Genomic DNA, 25,331 nt, shown 5'->3' with positions numbered 1-25,331 from the left:
TCTCATTTTCTTGTGAAATTCATAGATTTTTAATACAATAGAACGTGCAGTGAAATTGATGGGAGGATATAAGATGAACATACATGAGTATCAAGGCAAAGATGTTTTACGTCAATTTGGCGTAAAAGTGCCAAATGGACATGTAGCGTATACGGTGGATGAAGCTGTAGAAGCTGCAAAAAAACTTGGCACTTCTGTTACTGTGGTCAAAGCGCAAATCCATGCGGGTGGACGTGGAAAAGCGGGGGGAGTAAAGGTTGCAAAAAACCTTGATGAGGTACGTACATATGCAGAAGAAATCTTAGGGAAAGTACTTGTCACACACCAAACAGGCCCAGAAGGCAAAGAAGTAAAGCGTTTACTTATAGAAGAGGGTTGTGACATTAAAAAAGAATACTATATTGGGGTTGTGCTAGATCGTGCTACATCACGTGTAGTGATGATGGGATCTGAAGAAGGTGGCACTGAAATTGAAGAAGTAGCTGCCGCAACGCCCGAGAAGATTTTTAAAGAAGTAATTGATCCAGTTGTAGGCTTATTACCATATCAAGCTAGAAGACTAGCATTCAATATAAATATTCCAGATGAATTATTATCACAGGCTGTTAAGTTTATGATGGGGCTATACGAAGCATTTGTACAAAAAGATTGTTCAATTGCTGAAATTAACCCATTAGTAGTAACAGGTGATGGAGATGTCATGGCTTTGGATGCAAAGTTGAACTTTGATGATAACGCTTTATATCGTCAAAAAGACATTGTTTCTTTGCGTGATTTCGATGAAGAAGATGAAAAAGAAGTAGAAGCTTCTAAATATGATCTAAGTTATGTTGCACTTGATGGTAATATCGGTTGTATGGTAAACGGTGCAGGACTCGCCATGTCAACGATGGATATAATTAAACATTATGGCGGAGACCCGGCAAACTTCCTTGATGTTGGGGGCGGTGCAACAGCTGAAAAGGTAACGGAAGCATTTAAAATTATCTTATCGGATACAAATGTAAAAGGAATTTTCGTAAATATTTTTGGTGGAATTATGAAATGTGATGTTATCGCTGAAGGTGTTGTCGAGGCTACAAAACAAGTTGGTTTAGAACTTCCTTTAGTAGTTCGCTTAGAAGGTACGAATGTAGAACGTGGTAAGCAAATTCTTGAAGAATCAGGACTTAATATTACGTCAGCAAACTCGATGGCGGATGGTGCTAAAAAGATCGTATCTCTTGTAAAGTAATGAGGAAAAAAACCAAATGAGAAAGGACGGGCAAATATGGCTATATTTATAAATAAAGATACGAAAGTTATAGTCCAAGGTATTACTGGTGGAACAGCAAGATTTCATACGAAAGAAATGCTAGCATATGGTACGAAAATAGTAGGCGGAGTAACACCAAAAAGAGGTGGATCAGAAGTAGAAGGTGTGCCTGTTTTTAATACAGTGGAAGAAGCTGTAAAAGCAACTGGCGCAACTGCGTCCGTTATCTATGTTCCAGCACCATTTGCTGCTGATGCAATTATGGAGGCCGTGGATGCGGAACTAGATCTCGCGATTTGTATAACGGAACATATTCCTGTATTAGATATGGTTAAAGTAAAACGCTATATGGAAGGAAAGAAAACACGTCTTGTAGGACCAAACTGCCCAGGAGTTATTACTGCTGATGAGTGCAAGATTGGTATTATGCCTGGTTATATTCATACAAAAGGTCATATTGGTGTCGTATCGCGCTCTGGTACGTTAACGTATGAAGCAGTTCACCAACTTTCCCAAGCCGGATATGGGCAAACTACGGCTGTTGGAATTGGAGGAGACCCTGTTAACGGGACAGACTTTATTGATGTGTTAGCAGCGTTTAATGAAGACCCAGAGACAGAGGCTGTTGTCATGATTGGTGAGATAGGTGGAACGGCTGAAGAAGAAGCAGCTCGCTGGGTTAAAGCGAATATGACGAAACCAGTTGTTGGCTTTATCGGTGGTGCAACTGCACCTCCAGGAAAACGTATGGGCCATGCTGGCGCAATTATTTCTGGTGGAGAAGGGACTGCAGCAGAGAAAAACCGTGTCATGAACGAGTGTGGCATTGCTGTAGCTGATACACCAGCAGTTATTGGTGAGACAATGATTCAATTATTAAAAGAACGCGGTTTAGACGAAAAATGTAAAACACATTAATTTCAAATATAGTAGGGATTTAAGAATATGCTTAATCCCTACTTTTTTTAAAAGGATGTGGAAAATTGTTAACGAATAGCAGAAATAGATTGATACATTTGCATAGTTTACATGTATTGACGAGGCGTTTTCTTCGGAAAGTTATAAAATATGATCCGTCATTAATCAATATCTACTCGATTACCCCAAAAAAGATGACAGAAATTTATGGTATCCCGCCTCAAACTGCAATCTCCTTATATAAAAAACTACATCATCCAATAGCATTATCCCGGTTAGAACTGCATAAAAACAACTATTCTATCATTACGTTAGTTGACGAGGCATATCCACCTATGTTAAAAACGATACAAGATGCTCCACTTGTCTTATATGCCAAGGGAAATCTTGAATTGTTACAAGAGGTAAAAGTGATTAGTGTTATTGGAACAAGAAACCCAACTACTGAAGCATATGAAAAAACACAGTTCATTGTAAAGCCACTCGTTATGGAAAATTGGACCATAGTCAGTGGAATGGCACTTGGAATAGACAGTTTTGCCCATCAACATACTTTAATAGAAAACGGTAAAACCATTGCTGTGCTAGGCAGTGGCTTTAAACATATTTATCCACGTAGAAACATATCATTATTTAAAAAAATCGTAAAAAGCGGTTTGGTTATTACAGAGTATCCACCTGACGTTGCACCTAAACCATACCATTTTCCAGAAAGAAACCGGATTATTAGTGGATTAAGCCTTGGAACAGTTGTCATTGAGGCAACTGAAAAAAGTGGTACATTAATCACGGTTGATCAAGCACTTGACCAAGGAAGAGAAGTGTATGCATTACCAGGATCTCCACTTGTAGCGCAAACGAAAGGTTGTCATAAAATTATTCAAGAGGGCGCAAAACTTGTCATGGATATCGATGATATTTTAGAAGACTGGCAACTAGTTTAGTACATATTTTGAAGTAGATATAATATGTGCTATAAGTGACGAGTGATGATGAGTTGTTTGACAAAAACGAAGGTTATATATACTATTAGTGAAGATTTGTTCATTAAAAGAGTAATGAATAGTAGATTAGATAAGCACCTCACGATATAGGAGGAAAATAATTCATGTCAGATTATCTTGTAATTGTAGAATCACCTGCAAAAGCTAAAACAATTGAGCGATATTTAGGTAAGAAGTATACAGTTAAAGCCTCGATGGGCCACGTTCGTGACTTACCTAAAAGTCAAACAGGGATTGATACTGAAAATAACTATAAGCCTAAATATATTACAATACGTGGTAAAGGGACTATTTTAAAGGAATTAAAGCAATCAGCAAAAAAGGCGAAAAAAGTTTATCTAGCAGCTGACCCCGATAGAGAAGGGGAAGCGATTGCATGGCACTTAGCCTATGCTTTAAATATTGATGAAAATTCTGATTGCCGTGTTGTATTTAATGAAATAACAAAAGACGCAATTAAAGAATCATTTAAACACCCTCGTTCCATTAATATGAATTTAGTAGATGCACAACAGGCTCGTAGAATATTGGACCGCCTTGTAGGTTACAATATAAGTCCATTATTATGGAAAAAGGTAAAAAAAGGCCTGAGTGCGGGGCGTGTTCAATCAGTAGCCTTAAAATTAATTATTGACCGTGAAAATGAAATTAATAATTTTAAACCCGAAGAATACTGGTCTATTACTGCAAACTTTCAAAAGGGAAAACAAGAATTTGAAGGTGCTTTTTATGGTCAGCAAGGAAAGAAAGAAGAAATAAAAAATGAACAAGAAGTAAAAGCTGTTTTAAATAAACTAACAGATCCAAAGTTTACAATTGACAAAGTAAATAAGCGAGAACGACGTAAAAATCCTGCTAAGCCATTCATTACATCATCTTTACAACAAGAAGCGGCTCGTAAACTGAACTTCCGCGCGAAGAAAACAATGATGTTAGCCCAACAGCTTTATGAAGGGATTGACTTAGGTAGATCTGCAGGAGGAATTACCGGATTAATCACTTATATGCGTACAGATTCAACTAGAATTTCAGATGTTGCTAAAAGTGAAGCATCTAGTTATATCGAAAACAAATTTGGAAAAGACTATCTAGGCTCTAATACAAAACAAAAGCAAAAACAAGGTGCACAAGATGCGCATGAAGCAATTCGACCAACTTCTGTTTTAAGGGAACCTAGCTCGTTGAAGGGTGTCCTATCGCGTGATCAATTACGTTTGTATAAGTTAATTTGGGAACGCTTTGTAGCAAGTCAAATGGCTCCAGCTATTATGGATACAATGACGGTACACCTGTTAAATAATGGAGTGGAATTTAGAGCAACTGGTTCAAAAATAAAATTTCCTGGTTTTATGAAAGTGTATATTGAAGGTAGTGATGATCAGAAAAAAGATACAGATAAAATGTTGCCTGATTTGGAAGAAGGCATGGTAATTGAGGCAAAAGATATTGCGCCAAACCAACATTTCACACAACCACCGCCAAGATATACGGAGGCACGTCTTGTACGAACGATGGAGGAAAAAGGAATCGGTCGACCTTCAACATATGCACCGACATTGGACACAATTCAACGTCGTGGTTACGTAACGATTGAGAATAAAACATTTATCCCTACTGAATTAGGGACGATTGTAATTGACATGTTGCGAGAGTTTTTCCCGGAAATAATCGACGTCGATTTTACCGTTAAAATGGAAAACGATCTAGACTCTATTGAAGAAGGTAAAAACGAATGGGTAACAATCATAGATGAATTTTTTGGGGACTTTGAGAAAAAATTAGAAGTTGCCGAAAAGGAAATGGCTAAAATCGAAATCAAAGATGAGCCAGCTGGTATTGATTGTGAAAAATGTGGTCATGAAATGGTTTATAAAATGGGGAGATATGGTAAATTTTTAGCGTGTTCTAACTTCCCTGAATGTCGCAATACGAAACCAATCCTTAAGGAAATAGGTGTTACTTGCCCAAAATGTAAAGAAGGTAATATAGTAGAAAGACGTTCTAAAAAAAGAAGAATATTTTACGGGTGTGATCGTTTTCCGGAATGTGATTTTGTATCATGGGATAAACCAATTGCAAGACCTTGTCCGAAATGTGCAGCAACCCTTGTTGAAAAGAAAAGTAAAAAGGCTGTACAAGTACAATGTATGGAATGTGATTATAAAGAAGATGAACAAAAGTCTTAGAGTTTATAAAAGAATCGCCCTTTTTAAGGGTGGTTCTTTCTTATTTTTCGATTATGTCTCATGATATAAATATATTTTGAATAGTTTATGTCAATTCCGGCTATGATGATAGTAATTTATGAATTGATAACTTTTAAAGGTATAAGATGTTTTTGAATTGTGGAATTGTTTTAGTTGACTATCCGTATATAAGAAGTTATAATTTCCTATTGGTAAGGTAATGTACTTGACACCAATGTTGCAACCCATAGTTGTGTGAATGATTACACATCTCGTTTCTGAATTTTGTTACAATTTTGTTAAATCCGTTGCTTTACAAATAGTTGTGTGGTATGATTTAAACGTAATTGAGGTGGAGTATGAACAATGATGCGGAATCTTTGAAGCAACTATTTTTCGAGTATTTACAAATAGAAAAAAACGCTTCTCCATATACGTTAAAATATTATGCACATGATATTTCTATTTTTTTTGAATTTCTTAAACAAGAAGGAATTTCATCATTAGGCGAAGTTGATCATCATGTTGTTCGTTTATTTTTAACAGTATTACATGATAAAAAGCTAAGTAGAAGATCTGTGTCACGGACGCTCTCTTGCTTAAGAAGCTTTTTTAAGTTTTTAGAAAGAGAAATAGTCGTACAACATAATCCGTTTATTCAAATCGTCTTGCCTAAGTTAAATAAACCAATTCCTAGTTTTTTATATATGGAGGAATTGGAAAAGTTATTTGAGGCAAATAACTTGGAAGAACCACTGGGTCAGCGAGACCAAGCTTTGCTCGAATTACTTTATGCTACTGGAATTAGAGTTAGTGAATGCCAGCAGCTAAGGTTACAAGATATTGACTATTTTATAGGCACAGTATTTGTAACCGGAAAAGGAAAAAAAGAACGATATGTACCATTTGGAAGGTTTGCTGAAATAGCATTAGAGGAATATATCAATAATGGCAGAAATATATTATTGGCAAAAGCGGCAGTTAAAACTGATTATGTATTTCTAAATGCTAGAGGTAATCCTTTGACCACTAGGGGGATTCGAACCATTCTGGATAAAATCGTTGAAAGAGCTTCGTTGACTATTCATGTACATCCTCACAAACTAAGGCATACCTTTGCGACACATTTATTAAATGAAGGTGCGGATATCCGAACGGTTCAGGAATTGCTCGGACACGAAAACTTATCGACAACCCAAATATACACACATGTCACAAAAGAACATTTAAAAAAGGTGTATATGAGTAGCCACCCTAGAGCAAACAAATAGGGAAAGTGAAGGTGATTGTTTGTCAAATCAAATGCATGCCACTACAATTTTTGCTGTACAACATAAAGGTGAATCTGCAATGTGCGGAGATGGGCAAGTTACGATGGGAAATGCAGTCGTGATGAAACATACAGCTAAAAAAGTTCGCAGACTATATAATGGAAAAGTATTGGCAGGATTTGCAGGATCTGTTGCGGATGCGTTCACGCTCTTTGAAAAGTTCGAAACAAAACTCGAATCATACGATGGGAATTTAACGAGAGCAGCAGTGGAACTTGCGAAGGAATGGCGAAGTGACAAAGTTCTCCGAAAATTAGAGGCGATGCTTATTGTCATGAATAAACATGAAATGCTTTTAGTTTCGGGAACAGGTGAAGTCATAGAACCTGATGATGGTATTTTGGCAATTGGCTCAGGTGGTAATTTTGCTTTAAGTGCAGGTAGGTCTTTGGCACGATATGCAGAACACCTAAGTGCGGAGGAAATTGCGAAGGCAGCGATGAAAATTGCAGGCGAAATATGTGTCTATACGAATGACCAAATTACATTGGAAGTTTTAAAATAAGGGGGTCATTGTAAAGAATGGGAATGAATTATACGCCTAGACAAATCGTTGATCAACTTGATCAATATATTATTGGGCAGCAAAGGGCAAAAAAGTCAGTAGCGATTGCACTACGGAATCGATATCGACGGATGCAGCTTGATGAAAAATTGAAGGAAGAAATTGTACCGAAGAACATTTTAATGATAGGACCTACAGGAGTCGGTAAAACCGAAATCGCCCGTAGGTTAGCAAAGTTTGTAGGTGCACCTTTTATAAAAGTTGAAGCAACAAAATTTACCGAAGTTGGCTACGTTGGAAGAGATGTTGAAGCAATGGTTCGTGACCTTGTAGAAGTGTCCATCCGCATGGTGAAAGATGAGAAGATGAATGCTGTGATGGATAAAGCAAAGGTAGAGGCGAATAAAAAACTTGTTTCGTTGTTAGTCCCTCTTGCCAAAAAGCAATCACAAATAAAAAACCCATTTGAACTATTGTTTCCTGGCCAGTCTGATGATAAGGAAGATACGGACGAAGAAAAGGATGCTGAAGTTTATACGAAACGACAGCAAGTGGAACGTTTATTACAATTGGGTGAAATGGAAGATCACGTTGTTACAATTGAAATAGAAGAAGTTTCACCGTCATTCTTTGATATGCTACAGGGCTCTGGAATGGAGCAAATGGGAATGAATATGCAAGATGCGCTCGGTCAGTTTATGCCGAAAAATAAGAAGAAGCGTAAACTACCTGTATCAGAGGCTAGAAAAGTGCTGACACAACAAGAAGCACAAAAAATGATTGATATGGAAGAAGTTGCGCAAGAAGCAATTGATCGTGCTGAACAATCGGGTATTATCTTTATTGATGAAATCGATAAAGTTGCTGGTAAAGATCAACAGTCACCAAATGTTTCAAGGGAAGGTGTACAACGAGATATTTTACCAATTGTTGAAGGGTCGACAGTCGTCACGAAACATGGCCCAGTTAAGACGGATCATATGTTATTCATTGCTGCTGGTGCATTCCATATGGCAAAACCTTCTGATTTAATACCCGAGTTACAAGGAAGATTTCCAATTAGGGTTGAATTGGAAAAATTATCTGTACATGATTTTAAACGGATTTTAAAAGAACCTTCCAACGCATTATTGAAGCAGTATGAAGCATTATTAAAAACAGAAGGTATAAATATCCAATTTTCAGACGATGCTATTAATAGAATCGCCGAAATTGCTTTCCATGTAAATCAAAATACAGATAATATTGGTGCGCGTAGGCTACATACCATACTGGAAAAACTACTAGAAGATTTATCCTTTGAGGCTCCTGATATTACAATGGAAACAATAAAAATTACACCAGAATATGTAGATGAAAAGCTAAGCTCAATTGCAAAGGATAAAGATTTAAGTCAATTTATTTTGTAAAATATTTCTTTAAAATAAGGATGGAGGATCATTATGGATTTATTAACACGTGCAAGAAAAATTAACTCAATGTTACAAAAGGCTACAGGTAAATCTGTTAACTTTAACGAAATGGCAGCTTTATTAAGAGATGTTATCAAAGGGAATATCTTTATCGTTTCTCGTCGCGGAAAATTACTAGGATACGCTATTAACGAAGATGTTGAAAATGATCGTATGAATCAAATGTTAGCTGAGAGACAATTTCCAGAGGATTACACTGACCGTCTTTTCAATATTCATGAAACGACACCTAATATGGATGTAGATAGCCCTTATACGATTTTCCCTGAAGAAAACCGTGAACTATTTCAAAAAGGATTAACTACAATTGTACCAATTATTGGTGGTGGTGACCGTCTTGGTACACTAATTTTAGGAAGATTATCAGATAGCTTTAATAATGATGATTTATTACTTGCTGAATATGGTGCAACAGTTGTTGGAATGGAAATTCTTCATGAAAAAACAGAAGAAATTGAAATGGAAGCTAGAAGTAAAGCAGTTGTACAAATGGCGATTAGCTCATTATCATACAGTGAATTAGAGGCAATTGACCATATCTTTGAAGAATTAAATGGAAAAGAAGGTCTGCTTGTAGCAAGCAAAATTGCGGATAGAGTAGGTATTACAAGATCTGTAATCGTAAACGCACTTCGTAAACTTGAAAGTGCAGGCGTTATTGAATCACGTTCCTTAGGAATGAAGGGAACATATATTAAAGTATTAAACGATAAGTTTTTAACTGAATTAGAAAAATTACGTTCTAGATAAAGACTTTCATATCTATAGCTTAAGGAAAAGATACTTAAAAAGACGTTAGTTTATAACGTCTTTTTTTGTTTTTTTCTCCAATATACTGCAATTTTTATTACAAAATAAAAGTCGAAAATACCAATAACACCCTATTTCAATTTAACATATATTTTATTAGAATAAATATGAGATAAACAGTATAAAAGTCATGGGACTTTATTACTACCAAATGTGACAAATTGGAAAAATGTAGATTTTATATGGACTTTATACTTAGTTTCAACTACAATATCTATATGTGATTTTTGAAATAGTCGAATCCTGTCGAGCACTAGTCCATAAGACTCTTATGTAAATGGCTAGGAAGGAGAGAATAATATTGAATTTATTTAGTAACACGATAACATCTTTAGAACGATCACTAGATTATGCAGCTAAAAAAAACCAAGTTATCTCGAATAACATTGCAAACATCGATACACCAAACTATAAGGCGAAAGATGTGCTGTTTAAAGATATGCTTCATGCTGCAATGGATGACAAAATGCAAGCAAAGAAAACGAGTGAAAAACATCTTGATTTTGATAATAATGGTCAAGCTTATGAAGTCGTAACAAATAATCATACAATGTTTAATCATAATGGGAACAATGTAGATGTTGATAAAGAAATGGCCGAATTAGCAAAAAACCAAATCTACTATCAAAGTTTAATAGAACGCTTAAACGGTAACTTCAAAAATATCGAAACCGTGATTAGAGGAGGTAGATAATCATGTCGATTTTTAATTCGTTCAATGCGAGTGCTAGTGGGTTAACCGCACAAAGATTAAGAATGGATGTTATCAGTTCAAACGTAGCCAACGCACAGACTACGAGGGCTACTGTGAATGAAAATGGCGAATTTGAACCATACCGTCGCAAGACTGTTTCAATTGCCCCGCAATCATCCAGCTTTAAGTCGTTTTTACATAAGGCTTCACATTCATCAAATGTGGCAAGCGGTGTAAAAGTGACTGGTATCCACGAAGATAATGAGCCTTTTAAATTAGTTTTTGATCCCACTAATCCTGATGCGAATGAACAAGGGTATGTACAATTACCTAATGTAGATCCTCTTAAGGAAATGGTTGACTTAATGAGCGCAACACGATCATACGAAGCAAATATTACGGCTTTAAATGCATCTAAGAGTATGTTGATGAAAGCTTTGGAAATTGGTAAATAGATAGGAGATACTTCGAATGAATACGAGTCTATTAAAAATTCAACAACCAAATATGGTTGGTATGGAACAAGTCAACACAAAAAGTCAGCTTAACGAAAAACCAGAGGTAAGCTTTGGAGATGTTTTAAAACAGGCCATTCATTCTGTTAACGATGCACAAGTTGCTTCAGATAAAAAAACAGAGGCGTTAATACTTGGTAAAACAGATAACTTACATGATGTGATGATTACGGCTCAGAAGGCAAGTATCACATTGGAAACATCTGTTCAAATTCAACGCAAAGTAATCGATGCGTACAACGAGATTATGAGAATGCAAGTATAAAAGAACAATTAAGAAATTAATAGAGAAAGAAAACAGCTAATTAGCGTGTTTTGAATGTGGCGGGGGTTTGTATGGAATGAATGAAAAGGTCAATACAGTGATAAATAAAACAAAATCCTTTTGGGTACAACGTACGAAAATGCAAAAGAGTATTTTTTTGGTTGTTTTAATCGCAATTATAATGCTAATATCTGTGGTTTCTTTCTTCTCATCTAATCCAAAGTTAGTTCCGCTTTATAACCACCTTTCAATGCAAGAGGCTAGTCAGGTAAAAGCTGCATTGGATGAAAAAGGTATACCATATGAATTGCAACAAGGGGGTTCTACCATAACAGTTCCTAAAGATCAAGTAGACTCGTTACTTGTTGATTTTGCGGGGCAGGGTATACCTGATAGCGGAAATATTGATTATTCATTTTTCTCGAAAAATTCATCGTGGGGCGTAACAGACAATGAATTTAATATTATGAAGTTAGATGCCACGCAAACAGAATTAGCAAATTTAATTAAAAGTATAGATGGAATAGAAAATGCGAAAGTCATGATTAATATGCCGAAGGATCCTGTTTTTGTTAATGAATCGTCTGAACCTGCGACAGCTTCTATCGTACTTCATACAAAACCAGGCTATCAATTCCAGGATAATCAAATTAATGCACTATATACACTTGTATCAAAGGCGGTGCCCAATTTACCGGCTGAAAATATCGCAATCATGAACCAATACTTCGAATATTTCGATCAAACAACGAATGATAATACGAACGTTGCTGGTGCTAATTACTCGAACCAACAGGCTATTAAAAGAGATGTAGAGAAAGACATTCAAAAGAGAGTGCAACAAATGCTCGGTACAATTGTTGGTATGGATCATGTCATCGTTTCAGTTACAGCCGATGTTGATTTTACACAAGAAAATAGAGTAGAGGAAATTGTGGAGCCATATGATAAGGAGAATATGGAAGGCTTACCGGCTAGTATTGAAAAAATCCAAGAAACTTATGCTGGAAAACCGCAAGAAACAGGTGGAACTGCCGGCGTAGGTGAAGGAGATATCCCTAATTATCCTGCCACGGGTGAAGATGGAGACGGAGATTATGATTATGTAAAAGAAACAATTAACAATGAATATAATCGCATCCGTAAAGAAATCGTGGAAAGTCCATATAAAATACGAGATTTAGGAATTCAAGTGGCAGTTGATCAGGTAAAAGATAGAAATGAAAAAGACGTACAATTATTATCTCAACAAGAACAAACTGTTGTGCAAGAAGGAATCTCATCCATCTTAAATTCTATTGTTACGACTTCTATCGATAAAGAATATGGTGAAATCACACCGGAAGATAAGATATCCATCGTATTCCAAAAGTTTAATGAAAAACCGATGTCTACAGATACGACTCGTTCGACAATACCTGTATGGATTTATATTGCAGGTGGAATTTTATTGTTGATATTGATTGCTCTTGTTATCTTATTGTTCCGTAAACATAAAACAGTAACAGATGAAACGTTTTATGATGAAGAAGTTCAACCAGTTGAAACGCAGCCTACAATTGAAGAATTGCAAACTGAGCAAGCAACGGATACCGTTGTACGCAAGAAGCAACTGGAAAAAATGGCCCAAGAAAAACCCGAGGAATTTGCAAAACTTTTAAGAAGTTGGATTGGGGAAGAGTAGGAGGTATGCAGATTGGCAAGAACAAAGGGGTTATTATCCGGGAAGCAGAAAGCAGCAGTATTATTAATCTCTCTTGGTCCTGATGTGTCTGCACAAGTGTATAAATATTTATCAGAAGAAGAAATAGAAAAGTTGAGTTTAGAAATTTCATCGGTTAATAAAGTGGATTCCGGTATGAAAGAGGAAGTAATTGAACAATTCCACCAAATTGCTTTAGCGCAAGATTATATATCGCAAGGTGGTATTGGTTATGCAAAGACTGTTCTTGAAAAAGCGTTTGGTAAACAAGAAGCGTCAAACATTATTAATCGACTTACTTCATCTTTACAAGTAAGGCCATTTGATTTTGCTAGAAAGGCAGATCCGCAACAAGTATTAAACTTTATTCAAAATGAACATCCACAAACAATCGCACTTGTTCTCTCTTATTTAGAACCGGAACAGGCGGGACAAATTTTATCGGAGTTATCCCAAGAAGTGCAAGCGGATATTGCTAGTAGAATAGCAACGATGGATTCAACATCACCTGAAATAATAAGTCAAATTGAACAAGTATTAGAAAGAAATATCTCTACGTCATATACAGAAGATTATACACAGACCGGTGGAATTCAGGCTGTAGTAGAAGTATTAAATGGTGTAGATAGAAGTACAGAGCGTACAATTTTGGATGCATTAGAAATTAGGGAACCAGAATTAGCCGAAGAAATTAAAAAGCGAATGTTTGTATTCGAGGATATTGTTATTTTGGATAACCGTGCGATACAGCGTGTCATTCGTGAAGTTGAAAATGATGACCTACAATTAGCATTAAAAGTAGCGAGTGAGGAAGTTAAAGATCTCATATTTAAAAATATGTCACAGCGAATGGCTGAAACATTTAAAGAAGAAATGGAATTTATGGGTCCCGTTCGTTTACGCGATGTAGAAGAAGCGCAAACTCGTATTGTTGCTGTCATTCGTAGATTAGAAGATATTGGTGAAATTGTGATTGCACGTGGTGGAGGGGATGACATCATTGTCTAATTTACATGGAAATTCAATTAGGAAAATAAATGTAAAACCCATTGAAATATTACAAAAGGCGTACGGTACGAGTGAAAGCTCGGAAGATACGATTGTGAAGGACGTCCACCAAGAAGTAGAAAAAGCTGAGGAAAAGTTACTTCTGATAAGGCAAGAACAGACGCGACTACTTGAGGAAACAGAAAAACGTATTTTGGAAGAAAAACAGCTTTGGGAAACGGAAAAAGAATCATTGAAGCGAACAGCTGAAGAGCTTGGTTATAAAGATGGGTATGAACATGGAAAGGAGCAAAGTCTAGCTGACTTTCAATCCTTAATTGCTCAAGCAAATGATGTAGTAAAATCTGCTCAAAAAGACTATGTACAAACAATTGAAAAAAGCGATGAGGAGATTATTGCAATTGCAATTCGGGTTGCTGAAAAGATAATCAATCAACAGATTTTGTCCCAACCTGAATCGTTCCAACCCATTATTACAGCAGCTATCCAAGTGATTAAAGATAAATCAATGATTACCATTCATGTTCATCCGGAACAATATGAAATTGTCTTACAACAAAAAGATGAATTGCTACAAATAATGGAAGAGGATTGTAAATTACTTGTCCTAGTAGATGAAAGTCTACCTATAAATGGCTGTGTGATTGAACATCCTTATGGGGAAATGGACGTCAGTGTGGATACGCAGTTAAATGAAATTCGAAAAGCTTTATATCATATGTTACCGGAGAGCTAAAAATGAATATAACTGATATATTGACTGAAATTGAACAGATGGACGCATATAAATATTATGGCAGAGTAGTTCAAGTTGTAGGGCTAATGATTGAATCACTCGGACCAGTCGCGAATATTGGAGAAGTTTGTCTCATACATCCGACGAAGCGAACGAATGAACCTGTGATGGCTGAAGTAGTTGGTTTTAAAAATGAGAAGATTATTCTTATGCCATACACGGAAGTAAATGAAATTGGTCCGGGATGTCTTGTGGAATCGACCGGTGAGCCATTAACGATAAAAGTTGGTCAAGGGCTGTTAGGTAAAGTAGTTGATTCTCTTGGTAAGCCTTTAGATAAAACTCCTTTACCTAGGGGATTAACGACATATCAAACTGACCAAGCTCCACCAAATCCTATGACAAGAGCACCAATCAGAGAGCCAATACAAGTAGGAGTAAAAGCGATTGATTCTTTACTTACAGTAGGAAACGGACAAAGGATTGGTATTTTTGCAGGAAGTGGCGTCGGAAAGAGCACATTGTTAGGGATGATTGCTCGAAATAGTCATGCTGATATTAATGTCATCGCATTGCTAGGGGAGCGGGGTAGAGAAGTTCGAGAGTTTATTGAAAAAGACCTTGGCCCTGAAGGACTCAAAAAATCCATTGTTGTTGTGGCGACATCTGACCAACCAGCATTAATGCGAATAAAGGGAGCGTATACCGCGACTGCGATAAGTGAATATTTCCGCGACCTAGGCTATCGCGTAAACTTGATGATGGATTCTGTTACTAGGATTGCGATGGCTCAAAGAGAAGTGGGGCTTGCAACTGGCGAACCTCCAACAACAAAAGGATATACGCCATCAGTATTTGCGATGTTACCAAAACTTCTAGAGAGAACTGGTTCAAATGAAACAGGAACGATTACAGCATTTTATACCGTATTAGTTGATGGTGATGATATGAATGAACCAATTGCAGATACTGTTCGCGGGATATTGGATGGCCATTTTGTGATGGAACGTAAATTAGCAGAAAAAGGTCAGTTCCCTGCCATTAACGTCTTAAAATCAATTAGCCGTGTTATGAATCAAATTGCGGATCCAGAACATTTAGCTGCAGCGCAACTTGTAAGAGAGATGATGGCAAGATATGAGGAAAATCAGGAACTCATTCAAATTGGTGCGTACAAACGGGGGACAAATAAAGAAGTAGACCAAGCAATTGCCTATTACCCCAAAATTATTAGCTTTTTGAAACAAGGCACAACAGAACAATCAACGATTTACGAATCGATAGATGAGATGAAAGAGCTTCTAAATGGAGTGAGTAAATAGTGGCTGAAATAGCTGTGTTTTCTAAAATTAAGAGTATAAAAGACAGAGAAAAAATGGATGCACAAAAAGCGTACCATCAATCCATGGAGATATTCGAGACAATAGGGACAAAACTTTATAACCTTTTACGTAAAAAGGAAGATGCTGAACAATCATATGAAAACTATTTACAACAACAAGTCCCAATTGAAAAAGTAAAAGAACAAATCCTTTATATTGAAATGTTAAATAAAAAAATTGTTGATTTACAACGCGAAATTCAACTTGCAAGAAACGATATGGAAATGAAACAAGAAGTATTAACCGAAGCCTATGTAGAAGTGAAAAAATTTGAAAAAATTATCGAAAATCGTAATAAGGAAAAACGGGAAACAGAATTAAGGTTGGAGAATAATATGATGGACGAAATTTCAATTCGTCAGTTTATGAATAATAGGTGATGTAAATGGCAAAGGGGCTAAAAACTGAATCAAAAAAGACGAATCCATTTTTATGGTTTATATTTGCTATTATCATCCCGGTAATTGTGGCGTTAATTATTGCTTCAGTTATATTTTCGATTGCCGGGTTTCATGTGACAGATTGGTTGAAAGATAATGCAAAAAATATACCAGTCATATCGTCACTTATTCCAGATAAAGAGGAAGAAAATGTACCTGAGGCAACAGAGCAGCTTCAAACAAAGATAGATAATAAAGATAAAGAGTTGGAGAAATTACAAAAGCAACTCAATGAATCAGAAGATACGATTCAAAGCTTAAAACATAAAATCGCGGGCATTGAAAAAAATACCCAACAAAGTACAGCTATTGATACAAATGAAGAAATTGAAATGGATACTACTGAAAAGTTTGTAGGTACATTTAAAAATATGGATAAAGCACAAGCTGCACAAATTATACAAAGTATGGATAGAGATGCCGCTATTTCTGTAATAGCGAAAATGCCTAATAAAACTCGTGGGGAGATTTTAGGTGCAATGGATCCAAAAATAGCAGCTGAAATAACCGAAAAGTTAATTGGCTATAAAAACTAGTATGACAGATTTGAAAGGGGGTGAATAAACAAGTGAACATGATAGATACGTTGTTGCAACCGAAAATGCAGCCTCAAGTTATGCAATCATCTACAAGAGATAAGCGCATGCTAAAAAGCGATAATATTACATTCTTACAAGTATTCAATGAAAAGTCATTAGCTGACAACTGTGAATCAGTAAAGATAGATGATTGTAATAAAAAAAATGTTAGTGATCAATGGAAGCAAAATATGCAAACATTACTAGATCTCATAGATGAAATCCAAGAGTCAGTTGCTACACCTCAGCTAGAGAATCAATTAGCACAGTTAGATTCACTGCGGGATAAATTAGCTGAACTCATGAAAAATGCTTTTTCCACTCAAGAGGAAAATATCGAAGTTCATAAAAAGAATCCAAAACAAAATGAACGAGAATTATTGGAAAGTATTATACAGGAAATGAACAGCATAATGCAAAATAATCCAAGCATTGAATGGAATAAGACAGAAATAGCAAATGGATTACATCAAATACAGGAAGCAGTCTCATTGGAAAAAGGGAACGCTCTCGTTCCAATCACTGATGCACATAAGTCTTTGTTAAATGGGAAATCACAGGTGATTAATCTATTCGATTCACTATCAGTAAGGACTGTGGATACTATACCAAACTTAGAAGACATAACGGGAAATGAAGATAAATCTGCAAAATATGATGCACTTATAAAACAGATTCAATCAGTGTTGGCTAAAGTAGATAGTCAACCGACAGAGGCAGAAATAAGACAAGTTGCACCGAAAGTATTGGCTTTATTAGAACAATGGATAAAGCTAACGAAAGCGGATGAACAAGGATCTATTAATCAAGGCAATGAGATGGATTCAGACATGGAAATGAATTGGAAGTCTCTTGTAAACCTATATCAAAATCGTATGCAAATCGCAGAGAATTCACCTTATAAATATGAAACGAAAGTAACCGTAACGGATGTTGCCAAGTGGTTAAAGCAAATTGGTGTGACAGAGGATCAGGAGATATCGGTTAAAAATGACAGGCTAATACAGCAAATTCAATCGATTTTTGCTGAAATGAATTCCACGTCGACTAAGTCAAATCTTCAGCTACCACAGAGGGTTTTAACATTGTTAGAACAATGGACACAGTTGGTGAATGTGGAAAATCCTAATCAACTGGTAAAGCCAAATGGATTAGATTCAAAGTCATGGACAACTTGGAAAACACTTGTTAGCTTGTATGAAAATCAGATGAACAGTCCTGTGGAATCTCCAAATCACAGTGAAATAGGGGTAAAGGCAACAGATATTGCAGAATGGTTAAAACAAGTCGGTGGGGAAGATCATCGTGTGATTGTACCTCATGTGCCAAATCAAATCGTTTCTTCTCCAATGTCTAAAGTAGAGCAATTTTATATTTACATGGACCAAAATCAAAATCAATCATCATCGGGAGAACAACTAATTGATCGTATACAAATGGTACTGAACCGAAGTCATTTCTTGAAATTCGCGCAAGGAAATAGCCCTTTATTGATTTCGATTAGACCTGAAAATCTTGGGGATATGATGTTAAGGTTTACGCAAATTAATGGCGAAACTGCAATAAAAATTCTTGTTTCTACTCAGGCAACAAAGGAGTTATTGGAAGCGAATATGAAACAGTTAAAACATGCGTTTGCGCCACATCAAATTGTTATTGAGCGACAAGATGTGACAGCATCTACTCAGGATACAGATGCAAATGAGGCAAATCAAGAGTCACATGATCAGCAAGAACAGCGGCAATCACATGATCATAAACAAGAAGATGCAAAAGACAATGCATTCAATGATCATTTAAGTGAGTTTTTAATGAATGAGGAAGTGTAGGTGTCCGATATGAATAAAATTGATGCATCTTATTTTTTATCCAATCAAGAAACGAAACGTGCACCTAGTTCAGAATTAGGAAAAGATGAGTTTCTAAAGATATTGATGACACAATTACAAAATCAAGACCCATTAAATCCAATGCAAGATACAGATTTTATTGCACAAATGGCTCAGTTTTCTTCTCTGGAACAAATGATGAATATGGCTACTTCTATTGATACGCTAGTACATAACCAACTCGTATCTCCAGTCGTACAATATAGCCATATGATTGGAAAACATGTTTCTTATCAGTCTTATGATGAAGAAACAGGTAAAGAAACAGGGATGAAATCTGGCAAAGTTGTCGCAGTATCACAAAAAGATGGTTGGGCAATATTGGAAATGGAAAATGGTGATAAAGTGTATGCCGATAGTATTATCGAGGTAAGTGATACTGCTATGACAGATGATGAAAAGGTAGAAACTGAAGGACCTAAAGAACCTGAACCAGATGTAGAGGGAAGTGAATAAGATGGAGTCGCGCATGCATGCTATTCAGCAGCACCATCTCTTGCAAGTACCACCAGTACAAAAAAATAAAAATACTGGACATTCTTCTCAATTTAAAGACTTATTAACAACTGAAACTTTAAAAGTAAGTAAACATGCTGCATCTCGTTTACAAGAAAGAAATATATCGATTGATAATAAGCAATGGGAAACAATTTCCGAAAAAATGGAAGAGGCTAAACAAAGAGGTATTACAGATTCGTTAGTCGTAACGAATAATGCGGCTTTACTTGTCAGTACTAAAAACCATACTGTTGTTACAGCCATGGATCGAGAAGAAGCAACATCACGAATTTTTACAAATATAAATGGTACGATTTTGATTAACGATTAGGCTGGACCCTTTAGGGAGGCCAAAGCTGTGGAATGATGGAAGCAGCTAAATAAATTGATGAAAAAAGGGGAAATAACAATGTTACGTTCTATGTATGCAGGAATATCAGGTATGAAAAACTTTCAAACAAAGCTAGATTCTATCGGAAACAATATCGCTAACGTGAATACAGTTGGCTATAAAAAAGGTAGAGTAACTTTCCAAGATATGATGAGTCAAACAATCTCATCAGCACAAGGTCCTAACGATGGGGTTCGTGGTGGTATTAATGCAAAACAAGTTGGTGTTGGTTCACAACTAGGTTCAATTGATACCATTCATACACAAGGTTTCCGTCAAACTACCGATAATCCATTAGATTTAATGTTACAAGGTGATGGGATGTTTATTGTTTCTAAAACTGGTGGTACAGACTCAGAAGATTTAGCTTATACAAGAGCAGGAAACTTTTACTTGGATAATGATGGTCGTGTTGTGACTGCGGATGGGAATTATTTGATGGGATTTGATGTAGATGCGGATGGAAAAGTAACGGATGCTACTAAATTAGATTATATAACGATTCCATTAGAAGAAAACGCTGGAGATGAAAAATCTAGAGCTATTAGCCTCAATATCCAACAGGATGGAACAGTAACCTATATTGATGAAGATAATAAGCAACAGGTTGCTGGTAAAATTGCACTTGCAATGTTCTCTAATCCAGGTGGTCTTGAAAAAGCAGGCGGTAACTTATACCTTAATACGGATAACGCAGGGCTTTCAGATAATTACTTCGAACCTGAATCAGAAGCAGCAACTATCGTAAGTGGGGCTCTTGAAATGTCTAACGTAGATTTAGCTGAAGAATTTACAGATATGATTACAGCACAACGTGGATTCCAAGCAAATACGCGTATGATTACAACTTCCGATGAAATTCTACAAGAATTAGTAAACTTAAAACGATAATAAGGAGGGAGGGAGTGTCATAAAGGACACTCCCACCTAAAATGATTTCTTTAACGCGACTAAATGGAGAACATTTCACTTTAAATGCGATGATGATTGAGCAAATCCAGTCCTTTCCGGACACGACAATAACACTTAGCAATGGAAAAAAGCTAGTTGTAAAAGAGTCTGAAGAAGACGTCAAAAACTTGACGCTAAAAATTTATCAAAAAATTGGCTTGCAGCCGTTATCTATACATGAAGTGGGTGAGCGATAATGAGTAAATTAATGAAGGTGATGTTAACTTCTATCATTATTATTATATTTATCGGTGGTATTGCTGCTGTGATATATTTTAATTTTATGAGTGATAAAAATAAAAGTGATAAACAATCCATTGATGATATCGTAGAATATTCATTTGAAACACCCGAAATTACGACTGATCTGGAAGATGGTAGTTTTGTACGTATTCAATTTCAAGTTGTAACAGATAGTAAACAAGCTAAAAAAGAAATAGAAAAAAGAGAGTTTCAAGTTAAAAACATTTTAATCAAAGAGATAGCTACAATGAAAGAAGAAGATTTTAAGTCTGGTCTTGGAAATTTAGAGAAGGCCCTACAAACAAAACTAAATGATGTCATGGCAGAAGGAAAAGTTGTTGGTGTTTACACGATAAATAAAATCTTACAGTAATACTAACATTTATTATTTCATGAGAATATTCTCCTGCATGGAGGTGATTTTTTGGTTGATGATGTTCTTTCACAAAATGAAATTGATGCGCTACTTTCAGCATTATCATCTGGTGAAATGGATGCGGAAGAATTAAAGCAAGAGGAAGTTGAAAAAAAAGTACGTGTGTATGACTTTAAACGAGCATTACGATTTTCTAAAGATCAGATTCGAAGTATTGGAAGAATACATGAAAATTACGCCCGGCTACTTACTACGTTTTTTTCTGGTCAATTGCGAACGTATGTAAATATAGCTGTTGCATCTGTTGATCAAATTCCATACGAAGAATTTATTCGTTCGATTCCGAAAATGACCATATTAAATGTATTTAGTATGACGCCATTAGATGGACGGGTCATTATGGAAGTAAACCCCAATATCGCCTACACAATGATGGATCGTGTGCTTGGAGGTAAAGGTGGAACCGAAAATAAAGTAGACGGTTTAACGGAAATTGAAACAATGCTTATGACGCAGTTGTTCGAAAAAACAGGCACAAGTTTACATGAAGCATGGGCTTCATTAATTGACATACAGCCTGAATTGGAGGATTTTGAGGTTAATCCACAGTTTTTACAAATGGTATCCCCAAATGAGACAGTTGTTGTCGTTTCGTTAAATACAACGATTGGAGAAGTAAGCGGGATGATTAATATTTGTATCCCCCACATTGTATTGGAACCAGTTATACCAAAACTATCTGTACATTATCAAATGCAGACAGCAACTAAGAAGCGAGATCCAGATGCTTATGAAAAGCTTACTAAAAATATTCAAAATGCAAAAATCCAAGCAAATGCAATATTAGGACATGCACAAATGACGATACATGAATTTTTGCATCTGAAACAAAATGACGTCATTACTTTAAATCAGTCTATAGATGACCCGTTAATATTGATGTTGAATAAGGAACCGAAGTTTTATGTTCAACCAGGTAAATATAAAAATAGAACTTCTGTTCAAATTCTGGAGGAAATAAAGGGGGGAGATGAGTATGACGAATGATGGAATGCTCTCACAAGATGAAATTGATGCGCTTTTAAATATTGGATCGGATGAAGCGGAAGAAGTAAGTACTGATTCAGCTGAGGAATTAACAAACCTTGAAGAAGACACATTAGGTGAAATTGGTAATATTTCATTTGGTAGTTCCGCTACTACACTATCGACATTATTGAATCAAAAGGTAGAAATTACGACTCCAACCGTTTGTATTATGGATAAAAATAAGCTGATTGAAAAATTTGAAGATGACCATATCAGTGTTGAAGTTAATTATATTGAAGGTTTTATTGGTACAAATGTTTTTATGATTAAGGTGCAAGATGCAGCCATTATTTCCGATATTATGCTCGGAGGAGATGGTTCAGCGCCATCAATGGATTTAAATGAAATCCATCTTAGTGCTGTACAAGAAGCTATGAATCAAATGATGGGTGCAGCTGCAACGAGTATGTCGACTATCTTTAATAAACGGGTTGATATTTCACCACCTAACATTTTAAGTAAAGAGATTGAAGAGGAATTCTTTCAAAAGCAGTTTGCCGATGAACACACCTATGTAAAAGTATCATTTCATTTAAAAGTAGGGGAACTTATCGACTCTAATATTATGCAAATTATGCCATTAGAGTTTGCGAAGGAACAAGCAAATCAATTACTTCGTTTATCTGAAGAAGAAGTGAGTAGTACCATGGTAGTTGAGGAGATTGAACCAATGGAGCAGACGAATATGTATCATGAAAATCAAGTGAAACAAGCGCCGGTTCATGAAGAACCACAATATATCGGTAATCCAGTTGATAAACATCATGCTGTCATCCAAGAAGCGGCATTTTCAGACTTAACACAAGCAGAATTAAATAATAGCGAAAAACGTAATTTAGATATGTTATTGGATATTCCATTAAAAGTTACAGTGGAGCTTGGACGTACAAATCGAACAATCAAGGATATTCTTGATTTAACATCTGGTTCAATTGTTGAATTAGACAAATTAGCTGGAGAGCCGGTTGATATTCTTGTTAATGAAAAGCTTATCGCTAAAGGTGAAGTAGTTGTTATAGATGAAAACTTTGGTGTTCGTGTAACAGATATTGTAAGTCAAATCGACCGTTTGAAAAATCTAAAATAATGAATAAGAGGTGCTTTATTTATGGGAAATAAGATTTTGATTGTAGACGATGCAGCATTTATGAGAATGATGGTTAAAGATATTTTAATAAAAAATGGTTTTGAAGTTGTAGGAGAAGCACAAGATGGTGCCCAAGCCGTTGAAAAATATAAAGAATTGACTCCAGATCTTGTAACGATGGATATTACAATGCCTGAAATGGATGGAATTACGGCATTAAAACAGATAAAAGAAATTAATCCAAGTGCAAAAATTATTATGTGTTCTGCAATGGGTCAACAAGCAATGGTTATTGACGCAATCCAAGCTGGCGCAAAAGATTTTATCGTCAAGCCATTCCAAGCCGATCGTGTTATTGAAGCCATTCAAAAAGCACTTAATTAGGACTGTGACATATGATGAAAAAAATTGGCGTATATTGTTTTGCTATCGTCATTATATTTAACATTTTACCAATTGTTGCACATGCCCAAGATAAAAATATAACGGATTGTTTTAATGATGAGAAAAATTGCGATGACCTCAATCAAGTTCCTGCAAAAGATGATGTTCAGGATAAGGAAAATGCAAAGAGTGAGCAATTTTCTTCTAATCAATCATTGGGATTCGATTTAGTGAAAATGGTATTTGCGCTATTATTTGTTTTAGCACTCATTTATGGTTTGCTAAAATTCCTGAATAAGCGTAATAAAATGTATCAGCAAGTAAAAATGCTTGATAACATAGGTGGTATTTCGTTAGGGGCAAATAAATCTATACAAATTATTCGTATTGATTCAAAGCTATTTTTAATCGGAGTTGGCGACAATGTCGAGTTGTTACAAGAGATTTCGGATGAAGCAGTGAAAACTGCTCTTCTAGAGCAAAAAGAAGAGGAAGTAAGGCAACCGAGCTTCATTTCTTCTTTGCTGTCCCGAAAAAAACCGAGTATAGAAGAAAAGCAAGCGAATAAGTTTTCAAATATATTTAAAGATGAGTTAGATCAAATGATGCATAATCGACGTCAATTAATGACACAGCACAAAGATGAGGTGGATCGCCATGAATGATTTAATAAATACATTTTCCACTACTGATCCATCCTCTGTATCAACATCTGTTAAGTTATTACTCGTATTAACCGTTTTGTCATTAGCCCCTAGCATTCTCATCTTAATGACAAGTTTTACACGTATTGTGATTGTTTTATCCTTTGTTCGGACATCGCTGGCTACACAACAAATGCCACCGAATCAAGTTCTTGTTGGACTAGCACTCTTTCTAACCTTTTTTATTATGGCGCCAACATTTCATCAAGTTTATGATGAAGCTTTACAACCTTTATTTGATGAAAAGATAACATTAGATGAAGCTTACGACAAAGCGAGTGAGCCTATGAAAGAATTTATGGCAAAACATACAAGGCAAAAGGATTTAGCTTTATTTATGAATTATGCACATTTAGATAAGCCTGATTCGGTACAAGAAATTCCACTAACTGCTTTAGTTCCAGCTTTTGCTATTAGTGAATTGAAAACAGCGTTTCAAATGGGCTTTTTAATTTTTGTGCCTTTTTTAATTATTGATATGGCGGTTGCAAGTGTCCTAATGTCAATGGGAATGATGATGCTTCCACCAGTAATGATTTCATTGCCATTTAAAATTTTATTATTTGTCCTGGTAGATGGTTGGTATTTAATTACAAACTCGATATTGCAAGGATTTTAATAATGCTAAATAAGAGGGTGTTTTGCATTGAGTACAGAATTTGTTTTAAGTTTGGCTGAAAAAGGAATTTTTACCATCATTATCATAACTGGTCCATTACTTATTCTCGCCTTAGCAGTAGGACTATTAGTAAGTATTTTACAAGCAACAACTCAAATTCAAGAACAGACACTAGCGTTTATTCCTAAAATAGTTGCTGTTCTCGTTGGGCTAGTATTTTTTGGACCTTGGATGCTGACTAAAATGGTTGAATTCACTATCAATATTTATTCCAATCTCAATCAGTTTGTAGGGTAAAA

The 25,331-nt window shown here is 35.8% G+C and carries 29 protein-coding genes; all 29 read left to right on the top strand.

Going from position 1 to position 25,331, the window contains the following annotated elements:
- Nucleotides 1-73 precede the first annotated feature (73 nt).
- On the top strand, nucleotides 74-1,234 hold the full coding sequence (gene sucC, locus ACFFIS_RS11495) for an ADP-forming succinate--CoA ligase subunit beta (RefSeq protein ID WP_320378907.1): 1,161 nt from the start codon (nucleotides 74-76) through the stop codon (nucleotides 1,232-1,234).
- A gap of 36 nt (nucleotides 1,235-1,270) precedes the next feature.
- Entirely contained in the window at nucleotides 1,271-2,173 is a 903-nt protein-coding gene (gene sucD, locus ACFFIS_RS11490) for a succinate--CoA ligase subunit alpha (protein WP_320378908.1), read from the top strand.
- A 65-nt stretch (nucleotides 2,174-2,238) separates the two neighbouring features.
- A complete protein-coding gene (gene dprA, locus ACFFIS_RS11485; RefSeq protein WP_390187629.1) occupies nucleotides 2,239-3,117 on the top strand; it encodes a DNA-processing protein DprA in 879 nt (292 codons plus the stop codon).
- Nucleotides 3,118-3,281: 164 nt separating this feature from the next.
- Entirely contained in the window at nucleotides 3,282-5,363 is a 2,082-nt protein-coding gene (gene topA, locus ACFFIS_RS11480; RefSeq protein ID WP_390187627.1) for a type I DNA topoisomerase, read from the top strand.
- 359 nt (nucleotides 5,364-5,722) lie between these two features.
- On the top strand, nucleotides 5,723-6,634 hold the full coding sequence (xerC, locus tag ACFFIS_RS11475; protein WP_390187625.1) for a tyrosine recombinase XerC: 912 nt from the start codon (nucleotides 5,723-5,725) through the stop codon (nucleotides 6,632-6,634).
- Between the two features lie 31 nt (nucleotides 6,635-6,665).
- A complete protein-coding gene (gene hslV / locus ACFFIS_RS11470; RefSeq protein ID WP_320379784.1) occupies nucleotides 6,666-7,199 on the top strand; it encodes an ATP-dependent protease subunit HslV in 534 nt (177 codons plus the stop codon).
- A gap of 17 nt (nucleotides 7,200-7,216) precedes the next feature.
- Nucleotides 7,217-8,608, top strand: a complete 1,392-nt coding sequence (gene hslU, locus ACFFIS_RS11465; RefSeq protein WP_390187623.1) for an ATP-dependent protease ATPase subunit HslU — start codon at nucleotides 7,217-7,219, stop codon at nucleotides 8,606-8,608.
- 33 nt (nucleotides 8,609-8,641) lie between these two features.
- A complete protein-coding gene (codY, locus tag ACFFIS_RS11460) occupies nucleotides 8,642-9,421 on the top strand; it encodes a GTP-sensing pleiotropic transcriptional regulator CodY (RefSeq protein WP_390187620.1) in 780 nt (259 codons plus the stop codon).
- Between the two features lie 361 nt (nucleotides 9,422-9,782).
- Nucleotides 9,783-10,175 (top strand): flagellar basal body rod protein FlgB, encoded by a 393-nt coding sequence (flgB, locus tag ACFFIS_RS11455; protein WP_320378911.1) that lies wholly within the window; start codon nucleotides 9,783-9,785, stop codon nucleotides 10,173-10,175.
- 2 nt (nucleotides 10,176-10,177) lie between these two features.
- Complete coding sequence (gene flgC, locus ACFFIS_RS11450; protein ID WP_320378912.1) at nucleotides 10,178-10,630, top strand: flagellar basal body rod protein FlgC; 453 nt, start codon at nucleotides 10,178-10,180, stop codon at nucleotides 10,628-10,630.
- Between the two features lie 52 nt (nucleotides 10,631-10,682).
- Nucleotides 10,683-10,955, top strand: coding sequence for a flagellar hook-basal body complex protein FliE (fliE, locus tag ACFFIS_RS11445; protein ID WP_512700595.1), 273 nt, complete (start codon nucleotides 10,683-10,685; stop codon nucleotides 10,953-10,955).
- 76 nt (nucleotides 10,956-11,031) lie between these two features.
- Nucleotides 11,032-12,639, top strand: a complete 1,608-nt coding sequence (gene fliF, locus ACFFIS_RS11440) for a flagellar basal-body MS-ring/collar protein FliF (RefSeq protein ID WP_390187614.1) — start codon at nucleotides 11,032-11,034, stop codon at nucleotides 12,637-12,639.
- A 12-nt stretch (nucleotides 12,640-12,651) separates the two neighbouring features.
- Nucleotides 12,652-13,665 carry a flagellar motor switch protein FliG gene (gene fliG / locus ACFFIS_RS11435; protein ID WP_390187611.1) on the top strand — a complete coding sequence of 338 codons (1,014 nt, stop codon included), beginning with the start codon at nucleotides 12,652-12,654 and terminating at the stop codon, nucleotides 13,663-13,665.
- On the top strand, nucleotides 13,658-14,401 hold the full coding sequence (gene fliH, locus ACFFIS_RS11430) for a flagellar assembly protein FliH (protein ID WP_390187609.1): 744 nt from the start codon (nucleotides 13,658-13,660) through the stop codon (nucleotides 14,399-14,401). Before fliG ends, fliH begins: the two co-directional genes overlap by 8 nt.
- Before the next feature lie 2 nt (nucleotides 14,402-14,403).
- Nucleotides 14,404-15,723 carry a flagellar protein export ATPase FliI gene (gene fliI, locus ACFFIS_RS11425; RefSeq protein WP_390187607.1) on the top strand — a complete coding sequence of 440 codons (1,320 nt, stop codon included), beginning with the start codon at nucleotides 14,404-14,406 and terminating at the stop codon, nucleotides 15,721-15,723.
- Nucleotides 15,723-16,163 carry a flagellar export protein FliJ gene (gene fliJ, locus ACFFIS_RS11420; RefSeq protein WP_320378915.1) on the top strand — a complete coding sequence of 147 codons (441 nt, stop codon included), beginning with the start codon at nucleotides 15,723-15,725 and terminating at the stop codon, nucleotides 16,161-16,163. Before fliI ends, fliJ begins: the two co-directional genes overlap by 1 nt.
- Before the next feature lie 5 nt (nucleotides 16,164-16,168).
- A complete protein-coding gene (locus tag ACFFIS_RS11415) occupies nucleotides 16,169-16,759 on the top strand; it encodes a MotE family protein (RefSeq protein ID WP_390187604.1) in 591 nt (196 codons plus the stop codon).
- Nucleotides 16,760-16,797: 38 nt separating this feature from the next.
- A complete protein-coding gene (locus ACFFIS_RS11410) occupies nucleotides 16,798-18,630 on the top strand; it encodes a flagellar hook-length control protein FliK (protein ID WP_390187891.1) in 1,833 nt (610 codons plus the stop codon).
- A gap of 9 nt (nucleotides 18,631-18,639) precedes the next feature.
- Entirely contained in the window at nucleotides 18,640-19,146 is a 507-nt protein-coding gene (gene flgD, locus ACFFIS_RS11405; RefSeq protein WP_390187890.1) for a flagellar hook assembly protein FlgD, read from the top strand.
- A gap of 1 nt (nucleotide 19,147) precedes the next feature.
- Entirely contained in the window at nucleotides 19,148-19,519 is a 372-nt protein-coding gene (locus ACFFIS_RS11400) for a TIGR02530 family flagellar biosynthesis protein (RefSeq protein ID WP_320378921.1), read from the top strand.
- A gap of 78 nt (nucleotides 19,520-19,597) precedes the next feature.
- Entirely contained in the window at nucleotides 19,598-20,470 is an 873-nt protein-coding gene (flgG, locus tag ACFFIS_RS11395; RefSeq protein WP_390187603.1) for a flagellar basal body rod protein FlgG, read from the top strand.
- Between the two features lie 41 nt (nucleotides 20,471-20,511).
- Nucleotides 20,512-20,727, top strand: coding sequence for a flagellar FlbD family protein (locus ACFFIS_RS11390; protein ID WP_320378922.1), 216 nt, complete (start codon nucleotides 20,512-20,514; stop codon nucleotides 20,725-20,727).
- Nucleotides 20,727-21,146 carry a flagellar basal body-associated protein FliL gene (gene fliL, locus ACFFIS_RS11385; protein WP_390187601.1) on the top strand — a complete coding sequence of 140 codons (420 nt, stop codon included), beginning with the start codon at nucleotides 20,727-20,729 and terminating at the stop codon, nucleotides 21,144-21,146. The genes ACFFIS_RS11390 and fliL overlap by 1 nt, the downstream gene beginning before the upstream one ends.
- A gap of 51 nt (nucleotides 21,147-21,197) precedes the next feature.
- The gene (gene fliM, locus ACFFIS_RS11380; protein WP_390187599.1) at nucleotides 21,198-22,196 is read left to right on the top strand and encodes a flagellar motor switch protein FliM; all 999 of its coding nucleotides are present in this window, start codon (nucleotides 21,198-21,200) and stop codon (nucleotides 22,194-22,196) included.
- Nucleotides 22,186-23,325 carry a flagellar motor switch phosphatase FliY gene (fliY, locus tag ACFFIS_RS11375; RefSeq protein WP_390187597.1) on the top strand — a complete coding sequence of 380 codons (1,140 nt, stop codon included), beginning with the start codon at nucleotides 22,186-22,188 and terminating at the stop codon, nucleotides 23,323-23,325. The genes fliM and fliY overlap by 11 nt, the downstream gene beginning before the upstream one ends.
- Before the next feature lie 21 nt (nucleotides 23,326-23,346).
- Nucleotides 23,347-23,709, top strand: a complete 363-nt coding sequence (locus tag ACFFIS_RS11370; protein WP_320378926.1) for a response regulator — start codon at nucleotides 23,347-23,349, stop codon at nucleotides 23,707-23,709.
- An 11-nt stretch (nucleotides 23,710-23,720) separates the two neighbouring features.
- Nucleotides 23,721-24,374 (top strand): flagellar biosynthetic protein FliO, encoded by a 654-nt coding sequence (locus ACFFIS_RS11365; RefSeq protein WP_320378927.1) that lies wholly within the window; start codon nucleotides 23,721-23,723, stop codon nucleotides 24,372-24,374.
- A complete protein-coding gene (gene fliP, locus ACFFIS_RS11360) occupies nucleotides 24,367-25,032 on the top strand; it encodes a flagellar type III secretion system pore protein FliP (protein WP_320378928.1) in 666 nt (221 codons plus the stop codon). Before ACFFIS_RS11365 ends, fliP begins: the two co-directional genes overlap by 8 nt.
- A gap of 27 nt (nucleotides 25,033-25,059) precedes the next feature.
- Nucleotides 25,060-25,329: a flagellar biosynthesis protein FliQ gene (gene fliQ / locus ACFFIS_RS11355; protein ID WP_320378929.1), complete on the top strand. Its 270-nt coding sequence runs from the start codon at nucleotides 25,060-25,062 to the stop codon at nucleotides 25,327-25,329.
- Nucleotides 25,330-25,331: the final 2 nt, after the last annotated feature.

This window comes from Paracerasibacillus soli (genome assembly GCF_042432965.1).
Taxonomy (GTDB): Bacteria; Bacillota; Bacilli; order Bacillales; family Amphibacillaceae; genus Paracerasibacillus; species Paracerasibacillus soli.
This window is presented reverse-complemented; position numbering and strand designations above follow the sequence as displayed.